General features: G+C 61.4%; 13 protein-coding genes. 4 read left to right on the forward strand and 9 right to left on the reverse strand.

The annotated features are described in order from the left end of the window. Positions 1-6 precede the first annotated feature (6 nt). From KYT97_RS25475 to KYT97_RS25490, 4 genes are all read left to right on the forward strand, one after another. Entirely contained in the window at positions 7-915 is a 909-nt protein-coding gene (locus KYT97_RS25475) for an ACP S-malonyltransferase (RefSeq protein WP_033233098.1), read from the forward strand. An 83-nt stretch (positions 916-998) separates the two neighbouring features. Next, positions 999-1,274, forward strand: a complete 276-nt coding sequence (acpM, locus tag KYT97_RS25480) for a meromycolate extension acyl carrier protein AcpM (protein ID WP_033233096.1) — start codon at positions 999-1,001, stop codon at positions 1,272-1,274. A 7-nt stretch (positions 1,275-1,281) separates the two neighbouring features. Next, positions 1,282-2,532 carry a KasA/KasB family beta-ketoacyl-ACP synthase gene (locus tag KYT97_RS25485; RefSeq protein ID WP_033233094.1) on the forward strand — a complete coding sequence of 417 codons (1,251 nt, stop codon included), beginning with the start codon at positions 1,282-1,284 and terminating at the stop codon, positions 2,530-2,532. 108 nt (positions 2,533-2,640) lie between these two features. Further along, complete coding sequence (locus KYT97_RS25490; protein WP_033233092.1) at positions 2,641-4,074, forward strand: acyl-CoA carboxylase subunit beta; 1,434 nt, start codon at positions 2,641-2,643, stop codon at positions 4,072-4,074. 69 nt (positions 4,075-4,143) lie between these two features. Here KYT97_RS25490 and KYT97_RS25495 read toward each other — a convergent pair whose 3' ends face one another. The 9 genes from KYT97_RS25495 to KYT97_RS25535 form a co-directional block, all read right to left on the reverse strand. Continuing rightward, a complete protein-coding gene (locus tag KYT97_RS25495; protein WP_033233089.1) occupies positions 4,144-4,650 on the reverse strand; it encodes a DUF3145 domain-containing protein in 507 nt (168 codons plus the stop codon). A 123-nt stretch (positions 4,651-4,773) separates the two neighbouring features. Beyond that, positions 4,774-5,601: a serine hydrolase domain-containing protein gene (locus KYT97_RS25500; protein WP_045067032.1), complete on the reverse strand. Its 828-nt coding sequence runs from the start codon at positions 5,599-5,601 to the stop codon at positions 4,774-4,776. Between the two features lie 36 nt (positions 5,602-5,637). Further along, the gene (locus KYT97_RS25505; RefSeq protein ID WP_033233085.1) at positions 5,638-6,765 is read right to left on the reverse strand and encodes an NDMA-dependent alcohol dehydrogenase; all 1,128 of its coding nucleotides are present in this window, start codon (positions 6,763-6,765) and stop codon (positions 5,638-5,640) included. A 175-nt stretch (positions 6,766-6,940) separates the two neighbouring features. Then, on the reverse strand, positions 6,941-7,852 hold the full coding sequence (locus tag KYT97_RS25510) for a carbohydrate kinase family protein (protein WP_116103064.1): 912 nt from the start codon (positions 7,850-7,852) through the stop codon (positions 6,941-6,943). Positions 7,853-7,944: 92 nt separating this feature from the next. Further along, on the reverse strand, positions 7,945-9,039 hold the full coding sequence (locus tag KYT97_RS25515; RefSeq protein WP_092808635.1) for an ABC transporter ATP-binding protein: 1,095 nt from the start codon (positions 9,037-9,039) through the stop codon (positions 7,945-7,947). A gap of 45 nt (positions 9,040-9,084) precedes the next feature. Beyond that, on the reverse strand, positions 9,085-9,951 hold the full coding sequence (locus tag KYT97_RS25520; RefSeq protein ID WP_045067029.1) for a carbohydrate ABC transporter permease: 867 nt from the start codon (positions 9,949-9,951) through the stop codon (positions 9,085-9,087). Then, positions 9,951-10,901 carry a carbohydrate ABC transporter permease gene (locus KYT97_RS25525; protein WP_092808636.1) on the reverse strand — a complete coding sequence of 317 codons (951 nt, stop codon included), beginning with the start codon at positions 10,899-10,901 and terminating at the stop codon, positions 9,951-9,953. Before KYT97_RS25525 ends, KYT97_RS25520 begins: the two co-directional genes overlap by 1 nt. Then, positions 10,898-12,250, reverse strand: coding sequence for an ABC transporter substrate-binding protein (locus KYT97_RS25530; RefSeq protein WP_425332392.1), 1,353 nt, complete (start codon positions 12,248-12,250; stop codon positions 10,898-10,900). The genes KYT97_RS25525 and KYT97_RS25530 overlap by 4 nt, the downstream gene beginning before the upstream one ends. 63 nt (positions 12,251-12,313) lie before the next feature. Continuing rightward, positions 12,314-13,312: a sugar-binding transcriptional regulator gene (locus KYT97_RS25535; protein ID WP_033233071.1), complete on the reverse strand. Its 999-nt coding sequence runs from the start codon at positions 13,310-13,312 to the stop codon at positions 12,314-12,316. Positions 13,313-13,404 lie beyond the last annotated feature (92 nt).

A 13,404-nucleotide genomic window follows, 5' to 3' on the forward strand; every position in this document is an offset into this window, starting at 1 on the left:
TAATAAGTGATTTCCTTGCTTGCCCCGGGACAGGGCTCTCAGACACCCGGCATGCTCAGCCCATGGCTGGCATTGCCCGGAGCGCAAGACCGCCTGGAAATGTGGTCGAAAGCCGCAGGTCTCGACCTCGTCCGTCTCGGAACCACCGCGACCGCGGAAGAAATCACGGACACGTCCGTGACTCAGCCCCTGGTCGTCGCAGCAGCACTGCTTGCCTACGAGGAAATCGAATCGCAGGGCCTCCTCGGAACTGGCGTCATTGCCGCCGGTCACTCGGTGGGCGAACTCGCCGCGGCGGCAATCGCGGGCGTCATCACTGCTGACGAAGCTGTCGCACTCGCAGCACTGCGCGGCGCGGAGATGGCCAAGGCATGCGCACTCGAGCCCACCGGCATGTCCGCGGTCCTCGGCGGTGACGAAGCCGAGGTACTGGCCCGCATCGAGGAACTCGGACTCGAAGCCGCTAACCGAAATGCTGCGGGTCAGATTGTTGCAGCCGGTTTACTCAGCGCCCTCGAAGAGCTTGCGGCCAGCGCACCCGAGAAGGCTCGCGTGCGGGCACTTCCCGTCGCCGGTGCCTTCCACACCCGATTCATGGCTCCGGCCCAGGACGCCGTTGCAGCTGCTGCCGCCAAGATCACCCCGTCTGATCCCACGCGCACGCTGCTGTCCAACTCGGACGGCGCACCGGTCTCCTCTGGTGCCGACGCCCTCACAAAACTTGCCGCGCAGGTAACTCGACCCGTTCGTTGGGACCTCTGCTCCGCTTCGTTGCGGACCGCAGAAGTCACCGCGATCGTCGAACTCCCGCCGGCCGGAACCCTCGTTGGTATTGCCAAGCGCGAAATGCGTGGCACTCCGACGGTGGCCCTCAAGAACCCGGAGGATATCTCCGCTCTGTCCGGACTGACCTAGCCCGGGCGCTTCACCCTGAGTTCAGCTGCCCAGAAGCTGGACTTGGTTCACCACCTCAATCGATCAAGAAGGGAGCCACACCAGTGGCCCACACTCAGGAAGAAATCATCGCGGAACTCGGCCAGATCGTCGAGGAGGTCACCGGAATCGAGCCTTCCGAGGTCACCGCTGACAAGTCGTTCGTCGACGACCTCGATATCGACTCCCTGTCCATGGTCGAGATCGCAGTTCAGACGGAAGACAAGTACGGCGTCAAGGTTCCGGACGAGGATCTGGCCGGCCTGCGCACCGTCGGCGACATCGTCGCGTACATCCAGAAGCTCGAAGCCGAAGGCGCCGAAGCCAAGAACGCAGAGTGAGCCGACCGTGACTTCCGCTTCTACCCGCAGGGGGAAATTTCCCGACATCGTTGTCACGAGCCTCGCGACGACGACGTCGGTGGCTGGTGATGTGGATGGCACGTGGAAGGCTTTGCTCGCCGGCGAAAGCGGCATCGGAGTCCTCGACGACCCGTTCATCGACGAATTCGACCTTCCGATTCGCATCGGCGGGCACCTCAAAGTTTCACCGGACGAGGGTCTGTCGAGAGTTGAAATCCGACGGATGAGCTGGGTCGAACGACTCGCGCTGACCCTCGGCCGGACTGTGTGGAGCAATGCCGGCAGTCCCGAGGTCGATCAGGACCGCCTCGCGGTTGTCATCGGCACCGGACTCGGCGGCGGCGACACGCTGATCGACGCAGTCGACAAGCTTCGCGGAGGTGGATACCGCAAGGTGTCCCCGTTCTCGGTGCAGATGGTCATGCCGAACGGGCCGGCGGCAACGGTGGGACTCGAGCTCGGCGCCCGTGGTGGCGTCATTACTCCCGTCTCCGCATGTTCGTCGGGTTCCGAAGCGATCGCCCACGCGCACCGCATGCTTGTCATGGGTGACGTGGACATGGTGGTGGCCGGCGGAGTCGAGAGCTTCATCGACGCCGTTCCCATCGCAAGTTTTGCCATGATGCGTGCGATGAGCACCAATAACGACAATCCGACCGCGGCTTCGCGTCCGTTCGACAAGGACCGCGACGGATTTGTGTTCGGTGAAGCCGGCGCGCTGATGATCCTCGAAACCGAGGAGCATGCAAAGGCGCGTGGCGCCACGATTCACGCACGTTTGTTGGGCGCGGGAATCACGTCCGACGGTTACCACATCGTGGCACCGCATCCCGAGGGTCTGGGCGCGGCTCGAGCCATGACGCGGGCAATCGAGATGGCCGGTCTCTCGAAGGCCGACATCAAGCACATCAATGCTCACGCCACCGCGACGCCGATCGGCGACATCGCGGAGGCAACGGCAATCAACTCCGCCGTGGGCAACCACGCGGCGGTGTACGGACCGAAATCCGCACTCGGACACTCGATCGGCGCTGTCGGTGCCCTCGAGTCCGTTCTGACGGTTCTGGCTGTGCGCGACGGGATCATTCCGCCGACGCTCAATCTCGACAACCAGGATCCAGAGATCGATCTCGACGTCGTCAAGGGCGAAGCCCGAACCGGCAGTTTCGATTTCGCACTGAACAACTCGTTCGGTTTCGGTGGGCACAATGTTGCGCTCGCTTTCGGCCGGGCATAGCCAGTCGTTGACCTTGTCCGCGGGTGATGTTGGAACGGAAATGACAACATCACCCGCGGGCACACCGATCGGCAGTTCTGCCGAAGGCACGTATTGAAGGAGGACGCGATGACCATCCTGGCCCCCGTGACTAAGTCCGAATCGTCGACAGATCCGCGTGATCCCCTTGCGCGCCTGGAGAATCTGTTCGATCCGGGAACCACGGTTCCGCTTCACCCGCGCGACAAGTCAGGTGTGCTCGCCGCATCCGGAAAAATCGACGGCGTCCGCACCATCGCCTACTGTTCCGACGCCACCGTCATGGGTGGCGCCATGGGCCTCGACGGATGTAAGCATCTGGTCGACGCCATCAACACCGCCATCGACGAGCAGACTCCCATCGTGGGGCTCTGGCATTCCGGTGGCGCTCGCCTCGCTGAAGGCGTCGAAGCTCTGCACGCTGTCGGACTTGTCTTCGAGGCAATGGTCCGCGCATCAGGCCTTATCCCACAGATTTCGGTTGTCCTCGGATTTGCCGCAGGCGGCGCGGCGTACGGACCGGCTTTGACCGACGTCGTCATCATGGCGCCCGAAGGTCGAGTGTTCGTCACCGGACCCGACGTCGTCCGCAGTGTGACCGGCGAACAGGTCGACATGGTCTCGCTCGGCGGACCGGACACCCACAGCAAGAAGTCAGGCGTCGCACACATCGCCGCGCATGACGAGTCCGACGCCCTGCACCGGGCCCGTCGACTCGTCTCCATGCTCTGCGACCAAGGCACGTTCGATCAGCGCGCCGCCGAACTCGGCGATTCCGATTTGCGGGCGATGATGCCGGCGTCGGCGAAGCGCGCGTACGACGTGCGTCCGATCGTTCACGAACTGCTCGACAACGTCGAAGGTGAATCGAGTTTCGAAGAGCTGCAAGGTAACTACGCGCGCAGCATCGTCACAGGATTCGGCCGGATGGCCGGTCGCACTGTTGGTGTCATTGCCAACAATCCCCTGCGACTCGGCGGCTGCCTCAACTCCGAGAGCGCCGAGAAGGCCGCGCGATTCGTTCGCCTCTGCAATGCCTTCGGTGTGCCACTCGTCGTAGTCGTCGACGTCCCCGGATATCTCCCCGGCGTGTCGATGGAATGGGAAGGCGTCGTCCGCCGCGGGGCAAAGCTGTTGCATGCCTTTGCCGAAGCCAGCGTCCCCCGCGTCACCGTTGTCACCCGAAAGATCTACGGCGGCGCCTACATTGCCATGAATTCACGGGCCCTCGGTGCCACGGCTGTATTTGCGTGGCCGAATTCCGAGGTCGCCGTCATGGGCGCAAAGGCCGCGGTGGGCATCCTGCACAAGCGCGCCCTCGCCGCCGCTCCCGACGACGAACGCGAAGCCCTCCACGACCGGTTGGCCGCTGAACACGAAGCCATCGCAGGCGGCGTCGACCGGGCCGTCGAGATGGGTGTGGTGGATCGGGAAATCGATCCCGCGAAGACTCGCAGTATCGTCACGGCCGCCCTTGCCGCCGCTCCGAATGTGCGTGGGCAGCACAAGAATATTCCGCTGTAGGAACGCGTCGAACGCAAGGTGAGCCCCGCCGATAACGGCGAGGCTCACCTTTTCATTCACGCTTGCGGATCAGCTGACGCGGCGGTGCAACCACATCACTTCAGCGCCCTCGCCGGAGCATCGATACGGTTCCAACTCTTCGTCCCAGGGCGCCCCCATTGCCCGGTCGATTTCTCCGACGATGTCGCCGCCCGCGTCGATGATGGATCGAAGCCGCAGTTCGCCGACAACAACGTCTCCGTTGGCACTGGTGGAACCGCGCCACAGACCGAGACTGGGAACGTGGCTGTAGCGCTCACCGTCCACGCCGGCACTGGGGTTCTCGGTGACCTCGAATCGAAGCTTCGGCCACGCCCGTAGTGAATCTACCAGTCGGGCACCGGTTCCGACGGGCCCCGACCAATCCGTTGTTGCACGCAGCAGTCCATTGTCTGCCAACTGCGATGTCCACCGCAGTTTGGCAGGACAGCCCAACGCGGCGGACAAAGCCCAATCCACGTGCGGGCACAGCGCTGCGGGTGACGAGTGGATGAAGACCACACCAGTCGTCAGTTCCGCGAGGTGATTCGGTTGCACTCGAGCCTCCTGCTTCGACGAGGGACGTCTTCCCCAACGACCTCTGTCGAATGTGTGAAGCAGGCTCGATTGAATAGTGTGCCTGTGTTACCCGTGTTGCGCTAGTGGAACAAGAGAAAATTGTTACCGAATGTCCGTTATAACGTGATCGGACAATTCAGTCCATAGCGGCTTTGCCCAATCACCGAAGGCGCGATCGGTCAGGACAACGCAGGCAGCGTCGATATCGGGATCCACCCACAGGAAGGTTCCGGACTGACCGAAATGGCCGAAAGTCGACGCGGAATTCTCGCGTCCGGTCCAATGCGGATTCTTTTGTCCGCGTATTTCGAAGCCCAATCCCCAATCATTAGGCCGCTTGGAGCCGTATCCCGGCAAAATGCCGTTGAGCCCGGGGAATTGCACCGAGGTCGCCGTTTTGTACGTCTGCGGTGAAATCAGCGTCGGGGCTAGTAGTTCAGCAGCGAAGCCGGCCAGGTCGGCCGCCGATGCCTGCGCTCCGTGGCCCGCCGGGCCGACCAGCGCCGCGCTCGTCATCTTCAGCGGTTCGAACACCGCCTCAGCCAGGTAGTCGGCAAACGGAATCGAGGTTTCGTGTTCGACCAATTCGGCAAGCACCTCGAATCCCGCACTCGAATAGATCCGCTTCGACGCGACGGGAGCTTGGACGGTCCGCTCACCGAAGGCCAGGCCGGACGCGTGAGCCAGCAGATGCCGCACCGTGGATCCTTCGGGGCCTGCTGGTTGATCCAGCTCGACGGCGCCTTCCTCCACGGCAACCAGAATTGCGTAGGCGCACAGGAGTTTTGTTACCGAAGCCAATGGGAACACGCGGTTCTGGTCGCCGTTCGACGCAGAAATGCGGCCGCCCCCGCCGGAATGTTCTCCCGTGAGGACGACCGCTGCCGCATTGTCGACGGGCCACTGATCGATGACGTCAAGACTGTGCACCCGATCAGACTACTGGCCCACGAATTCAGCTGTAGATCACCAGTCCGCTTCGGTGTAACGGATCACGCCGCGGATATTCTTGCCGTCCAGCATGTCCTGGTAGCCGTCGTTGACACCTTCGAGGGTGTAGGTGCGGGTGACCATGTCGTCGAGGTTGAGCTTGCCCGCCTTGTACATCGCGAGCAGGTTCGGAACGTCCTGGCGGGCGTTGCCGCCGCCGAAGATGTTGCCCTGGAGGTCCTTCTGCAGCATCGACATCAGGAACAGATTGAGCTTGACGTCCATGTCCGTCAGATGCCCCATCGCAGTGACAACACAACGTCCGGCCTTGGCCGTAAGGATCATCGCCTCTTCGACGTATTCGCCCTTCATCTCACCGACGGTGATGATGGTCTTCTGCGCCATCCGTCCGTGTGTCGCCTCGATGATGGGTTGAATTGCCGCAGCGGCACTCTCGAACGCGTGGGTGGCACCGAACTTCAGAGCCTGCTCACGCTTCCACGGCACCGGGTCGATGGCAAAGACGTACCGCGCACCGGATGCAACGGCACCCTGCAGCGCGCTGATTCCCACGCCGCCGACGCCCATGATGACAACGTCCTCGCCTGGCTTGACGTCGGCAATGTGCGTCGCCGATCCCCAACCGGTGGGAACGCCGCAACCGACAAGCGCGGCAACCTCGAACGGAATGTCCTTGTCGATCTTCACCACCGAGGACTGGTTCACCACCATGTACGGGGCAAACGTTCCCAGCAAGCACATCGGGATCACGTTCTCGCCGCGAGCCTGAATTCGGTACGTGCCGTCACTGATTGCCTGACCGCTGAGGAGTCCCATGCCGAGGTCGCAGAGATTCTGATGTCCGGCCGAACACGCGGGACAGGTTCCACATGCCGGGATGAAGGACAGCACGACGTGGTCGCCCACCTCGAGACCTGAGACCTCGGGGCCGAGTTTGGTGATGACGCCCGAGCCTTCGTGGCCGCCCATCACGGGGAACGACGGCATCGGCGTGGCGCCGGTGACGATGTGGTGATCGGAGTGGCACATTCCGGCCGCTTCCATGCGGATCTGGACTTCGCCGGCTACCGGATCGCCGATCTCGATCTCCTCGACGGACCATTTCTCGCCCAGGCCCCACAGGATTGCACCCTTGGTCTTCACGTCAGTTCACCCTTTCATTCGCACACCCGCATCTATCACTGTGACCATAGCCACAAATAGCGGAAATTGGAACGTGTTCTAACGAAAGTTTTCGTGCCGCAGGTCAGACGTCCAATTGAGCAGGGAAAACACGTGCCGGGCATTTCGGAATCGGCCCGCTCAGTGGGACAACCTCTCAATGGGACAACTCTGCCGACCACGGCGGGTCCGCGCCGGGTCGTGACACCGTGACGGCAGCCGCACGCGCCGCAAACTCCAGCGCCGCCTGCCATTGAGGTGCCGTGAAGCTGCGAACAGCTGCCGGATCGAGTGCGTCGTGGCGCTCCAAGTAAGCCAACAGAGCGCCGTGCACCGTGTCCCCCGCTCCGATGGTGTCGGCGACGCGAACCGTCGGCGCCGGTACCGAAACCTCGAATCCCGGTGTCAATACCGTCAATCCATCGCCGCCTCGCGTCAACAAGATTGCTCCGACACCGTCGGCCAGCCACTCACGACCGTCGACCGAACCCAGCCACGCCGCGTCGTCGTCGCTCACTTTGAGAATGTCGATGGACGGCAACCAGGTGCGGAACCGTCGACGGTACGCGTCGGGGTCGCTGATGACGGCCGGGCGGATATTGGGGTCCACCATGGTCAGTCGTCCGCGTCGATGCGCCTCGAACAGCAACGCTTCGTACGCCGACGCTCCGGGTTCCAAGACCAGCGAGAGGGTTCCGAACGAGAAGGCGCGGGCGTCGGGAAGTTCCGGCGCACTGAAAAGCCGATCCGCTGTCCCCTCCAGATAGAAGCTGTACCGGGCGCTACCGTCGTCGGACAGATTGACGACGGCAAGTGTGGTCGGCTCCGGACCCCGTTCCACGGCACTGGTGTCCACGCCCGACGCGGTCAGCGACTCGATCATGCGATCACCGAACGCGTCGGACGACAATCGGGAGACAAACCCGACGGCCGACCCGAGTCTGCCCAACGCGAGTGCGACGTTGAACGGTCCGCCGCCGAGCTTGGGCGAGAAGTTCTCCCCCACCGGCACCAGATCGACCAGTCCCTCACCACACACCACGACGGATCGATTTCGGGTATCACTCATCGGTAGACCTTAACTTTGAGGCGATCATGGTAATGCCCTGCTCGGCGCGATCGAGTTCGAGCGCCGAGCAGGGCACGATTTCGGATGGGGACTCAGTTACCCACGCGCTCACCCGTCGTGGGGTCGAAGAGGTGCACCGGTCCGTCTACCCGCTCGAACCCGAGCGTCTGGCCGTACTGCAGTTGAGATCGCCCACCTGTACGTGCGACGAGTGAAATCGGGTCGGCATCCGTTCCCGGCACATGGGCGTAGATGTACGACTCGTTGCCCAGTTCTTCGACCAGATCGATCTGAGCGGCGATGCCGGTTCCCGCGGGAACCACCTGGAATTGTTCCGGCCTGATTCCGACGGTGACTGAATCCAGTCCGGCGGCAGCAATTGCCGTCATCTGCTCTCGCTCCAAGGGAACGTCGACGGATCCGAATCGAACGCCGCCGGACGTGACGGGCGCCGTCACCAGGTTCATTCCCGGCGATCCGATGAAACCGGCGACAAACGCGTTTGCGGGACGATCGTAGAGCTCGGTCGGTGACGCAAACTGTTGCAACTTACCACCTTTGAGCACTGCGACGCGATCACCCATCGTCATCGCTTCCACCTGATCGTGAGTGACGTATACGGTGGTGGTTCCGAGTCGACGCTGCAATGCCGCGATTTGCGTACGCGTCTGGACGCGCAGCTTCGCGTCGAGGTTGGACAGCGGTTCGTCCATGCAGAACACCTGAGGCTCACGAACGATGGCACGTCCCATGGCAACTCGCTGACGCTGACCACCGGACAGCTTGGCGGGCTTGCGGTCCAGGTACTCCGTCAGATCGAGGAGCTTTGCCGCTTCGGCAACCTTCTTCTTTCGTTCCTCCAAAGGAACTCCACGCATCTTCAGCGCGAAACCCATGTTCTCGCCGACGGTCTTGTTGGGATACAGGGCGTAGTTCTGGAAGACCATCGCAATGTCGCGATCCTTCGACGGGACATCGGTCATGTCCTTACCGTTGATCGTGATTGCACCGGAGTCGATGTCCTCGAGCCCGGCCAACATGCGCAGCGCAGTCGACTTTCCTGATCCTGAAGGTCCGACGAGGACGATGAACTCACCGTCCTTGATATCGAGATCGAGCGAATCGACAGCGAGGGTTCCGGCACCTTCGTAGATGCAAGACGCTTTCCGGTAAGAGATTTCAGCCATGACGAACTCCTGAAAGTGTGGGGCGAACTAGTGGATTGCGCCGGGTCATTTGATGGCGCCGAAGGACAGGCCGCGCACCAGCTTGTTCTGGGCGAACCAACCGGCCAGGATGACGGGCAACGCCGCCATGGTTGCTGCTGCAGAGAGGCGAGCCCAGTACAGGCCCTCGCCCGTGATGAAGCCGACCAGGAAGACCGGAATCGTCTGCGCTTGAACAGCTGTCAGGTTGACTGCGAAGAAGAACTCGTTCCACGAGAAGATCACGCAGATCAGCGCAGTGGCAGCGATTCCGGGCGAGATCAGGGGCAAGATCACCTCGCGAACCGAGGTCCACAAACTGGCGCCGTCCATGCTGGCTGCTTCGAGGAGCTCGCCGGGTACTTCGAGGAAGAACGAGCGCATCATCCACACCGCAATCGGCAGATTCATCGACGTGTACAGGATGACCAGAGCCCAGATGTTGTCGAGCAATCCGATGTCGTTGACGATCACGTACAGCGGCACGATCGCTGCCACGACGGGAAGCATCTTGGTACTGATGAAGAAGAACAGCACATCTTGCGTCTTCTTCACCGGGCGAAGCGAGAGCGCAAACGCCGCTGGAACACCCAGTAGCAGAACAAGAATGGTGGACATTCCCGTGGCAAATGCCGAGTTCGCCAGCGTCGTACCCAGACCCGAATCGAGAACGGCACGGAACTGCTCGAGTGTCGGGGTGAAGAACAACTTCGGCGGATCCGTGTAGGCATCGGCCTCGGTCTTGAACGCCGTCAGAACCATCCAGAAGACCGGAAAGAAGAAGCCCAGAGCGGCAATCCACGCCACTACCGACCAGGGACTGAACTTGCTGCTTTTCTTTTTCTTCACTACGGGCTTGTCGGTCGTCGCGCTTGTCGTATCTACGGTAGTCATCACGCAGCCTCCTCATTACCGGTGAAGCTCTTGAAGATCAATCGGAGCGCGAGTGTCGACACGATGATGGTCGCGATCACTGTCACGACGCCCATCGCCGCAGCTTGACCGACGTCGAAGCCGAGGAACGCACGCTGGTAGATGTAGAACGGCAGGTTCGAGCTGGCGACTCCTGGCCCTCCCGCCGTCATCATGTACACCGCGTCGAAGGTGTTCACGAGGTAGATCGCACCGAGCACGGCGCCGAGTTCGATGAATCGGCGCAGATGCGGCAACGTCAATTCGCGGAACATCGCAAACGGCTTGGCGCCGTCGACTCGCGCGGCCTCGAGAATGTCGCGGGGCATGGACTGCAGCCCGGCCAGGATCAGCAACATCATGAACGGGGTCCACTGCCAGATCAAATTGATCATGACTGCCGCGAGCGGGAACTTGCTCACCCAGTCAACCTGGCCGACACCGAATGGTTGGAGGACGAAGTTCACGATGCCGAACACCGGGTCGAACATCGTTGTCTTCCACAGCAATGCGCCGGCGACCGGGGTGATGAGGAACGGCGTGATCAGCAGCGTTCGCACAATTCCGCGGCCGAGGAACGCTCGGTCGAGAAGCAGTGCCAGCGCCAGTCCGAGGATCACGGACACGATGACCGTTCCCACGATCATGATGACCGTGTTGACAGCCACCTCACGGAACTGACTGTCCTTGAACACCTCGATGTAGTTGTCCAACCCATTGAAATGCCGTGATCCCGGCCGCACGAGGTTCCACGACTGCGTGGAGTAGTACAGCGTGAACAGGAACGGAATCTGGGTGACAACGATCGCGAAGATCAACGCCGGCAACAACGGACCTCGACGACGCCACCCCTCGGCGCGGGAGATCTTCTTCTCGATTCGGACCGGCGGCGCGTCGTCCACCGCAGTTCTGGGCTCAGCAACCGTAGTCATCGGTTCTCCTGATAGGTCTTGCCGACCACCTCGGCATACTGCTGCGATTGTTCGAGTGCTTCTTTCACACTCTTCTGACCCGCGATGGCAGCGCTGATCTGCTGGCTGACGCGAGTGCCCAGATCCTGGAACTCAGGAATGGTGAGGAACTGGACTCCGGTGTACGGAACCGGTTGCACTGTGGGGTTTTTCGGATCTGCGTTGTTGATCGATTCGAGGGTGATTTCACCGAATGCCTTGGAGGCTTCCTGATACTCCGGAATCTCGTACGTCGAAAGACGACTTCCCGGCGGCACCCTCGACCAGCCGAGCTCCGTGCCGACTCGCTGGATGTAATCCTTGTTTGTCATCCACGAGATGAACTTCCACGCATCGTCCTTGTTCTGGGCCGACTCCGGGATCCCGAGCGCCCACGTGTAGAGCCATCCTGGATCGGATTTCTCGACCTTCGGAGCCTTGGCGTAGCCGATGTTTCCGAACACCTTCGACGACGCGGGATCTTCGAGAACCGACACAGCCGACGTCGCGTCGTACCACATTGCGGTATTGCCCTGCGCGAATTGTGTTGCGCACTCACCGAATCCACTGGTCGCGGGACCTGGTTGACCATGTTCCGTGACCGTGTCCACGTAGAACTGAACGGCGTTTTCCACCTGCGGACTGGTCAGCTGCGCATTCCAGTCTTCGTCGTACCAGCGACCTCCGAAGGTGTTGATCACGGTGTTCAGAGGTGCGAGGACCTCGCCCCAGCCAGGCTTTCCGCGAAGGCAGATGCCCGACATCTTGGCGTCGGGGTTGTCGAACTGCTCTGCCCAACCGGCAACTTCCTGCCACGTCGGATCTTCGGGAACCGTGATGCCGGCCTCGTCGAACAGGTCTTTGCGATACATCAGGAACGACGACTCACCGTAGAACGGAACGGCGTACATGCTGTCCTCGTAGGACAGGGACGTCTTGATCGACGGAATGAAGTCGTTTTCGTCGTAACCCGGTGTGGCATTGGCATACTCGGACAAATTCACGAGCCAACCATTGGCAGCCCATTGCGGCGTCTCGTAGTTGCTGATCATGACTACATCGAATTCACCGCCGCCCGTAGCCGTCGATGCCGTGATCTTGGCGCGCGCCTGATTCTCGGAGAGGCTGACGAACTTGAGGTCGATCCCCGGGTTCTCGGCTTCGAAAGCGGGTGCCAATTTGATGGCGTCCTGCATCTGTGAGTTCGACACCATCGCAATGGTGACGGTTCGTTCGCCGGAACCACCGAGTGCGCCCGCACCCGCACATCCCGACACCAGGAGGCAGAGAGCCGCAGCAGCAGCGCCCCACACTCGTCTTCCTGTTTTCACGGATTACCTTCCTTCACACTCACGTGTCAGTTGCACGCTCAGCCGGCAGAACTCGTGAGAGAGCTAGCTTTCGAGCAGCCACTGGGCGCACTCGACATCGGTGACGAGTACGTGTGCCAAACCTCCGCGCAATGCGCCCAGAACGGCCTGGCGTTTGTGTGTTCCCCCCGAAATCAGAATGGTCTGATCACAGGATTTCACTGCGTCGAGCGATACGGATACCGTGCGCTCGGGTAGTGGCCCCTCCACTGGAGTTCCGTCGATCGTGTAGAAACGGCCCCCGATTTCGCCGACCGCGCCGCGACTTTCCAACTCGTCCAGCATGGTCGAGTCGACAAAGCTACCGGCAAACAACGTGGTGGCCGTGGATACGGCGCCAACACCGAAAACCATGATGTCGGAATCGGTTCCAGCTTGCAGCGCCTTTGATATGACCGAATCGTTTTGCATCGACTCCACAGTCGCCGGATCGGCGTACAACGGAGCATTGAGGCGAATCGGATTGGCCTGCAACTGTTGTGCACATCGGCCGATAGTGAAGTCAACGCCGGTTTGATAGTCGGTCACCGTCATGGAGCCGTCAAGTTGTACCACAGCCGAGCACTTTGCCGCCCGGTCCGGCAAAGAACCCGCTACTGCAACGGTTTCCGGCCCCCACGTGAATCCGAGAACGCTCGACGGCTGCAGACGCCGAACCAGCACGTCAGCAGCGCGACGGCCCAACGCATCGTAGTCGGGATCGTCTGAATCCGAATTCGCTTCGGGGACAACCAAAACTTCGGCCAGGCCGAAACGCTTCTCGAGCTCGGACTCCAATTCCGTGTTCACCGAACCTTCCAACTCCGGCGGAACCAAGATCTCGACCCTGACCAAGCCTTGCGACCGCGCCCGAGCCAGCAAGCGGCCCGCCGTCGGCCTCGAGACACCGAGTTTTGCCGCGATCTCCGCCTGAGTAGCACCTTCGAGGTGATACATCGTTGCCGCGCGCAGCGCGAGTCGGACATCCTCGGACGCCGGCGTCTTCGACGTCTTGAGTCCCGTTGGCTGAGCCGACTGGTTCACGCGTTCTCCTCGTTGATTCTTTTGGTTGATTCTTTTGGTCGTGAGCAAATGCTCACTAGATGTTCTTATGCTCATTAAGCTAACATCTGCGT

This window comes from Rhodococcus globerulus, from assembly GCF_019334125.1.
Taxonomy (GTDB): domain Bacteria; phylum Actinomycetota; class Actinomycetes; order Mycobacteriales; family Mycobacteriaceae; genus Rhodococcus_F; species Rhodococcus_F globerula.

Excerpts from the sequence above, each read along its gene's own strand:
- KYT97_RS25515 (WP_092808635.1), bottom strand. The coding sequence starts at position 9,039 with ATGGCTGAAATCTCTTACCGGAAAGCGTCTTGCATCTACGAAGGTGCC.
- KYT97_RS25490 (WP_033233092.1), top strand. The coding sequence starts at position 2,641 with ATGACCATCCTGGCCCCCGTGACTAAGTCCGAATCGTCGACAGATCCG.
- KYT97_RS25525 (WP_092808636.1), bottom strand. The coding sequence starts at position 10,901 with ATGACTACGGTTGCTGAGCCCAGAACTGCGGTGGACGACGCGCCGCCG.
- KYT97_RS25520 (WP_045067029.1), bottom strand. The coding sequence starts at position 9,951 with ATGACTACCGTAGATACGACAAGCGCGACGACCGACAAGCCCGTAGTG.
- KYT97_RS25510 (WP_116103064.1), bottom strand. The coding sequence starts at position 7,852 with ATGAGTGATACCCGAAATCGATCCGTCGTGGTGTGTGGTGAGGGACTG.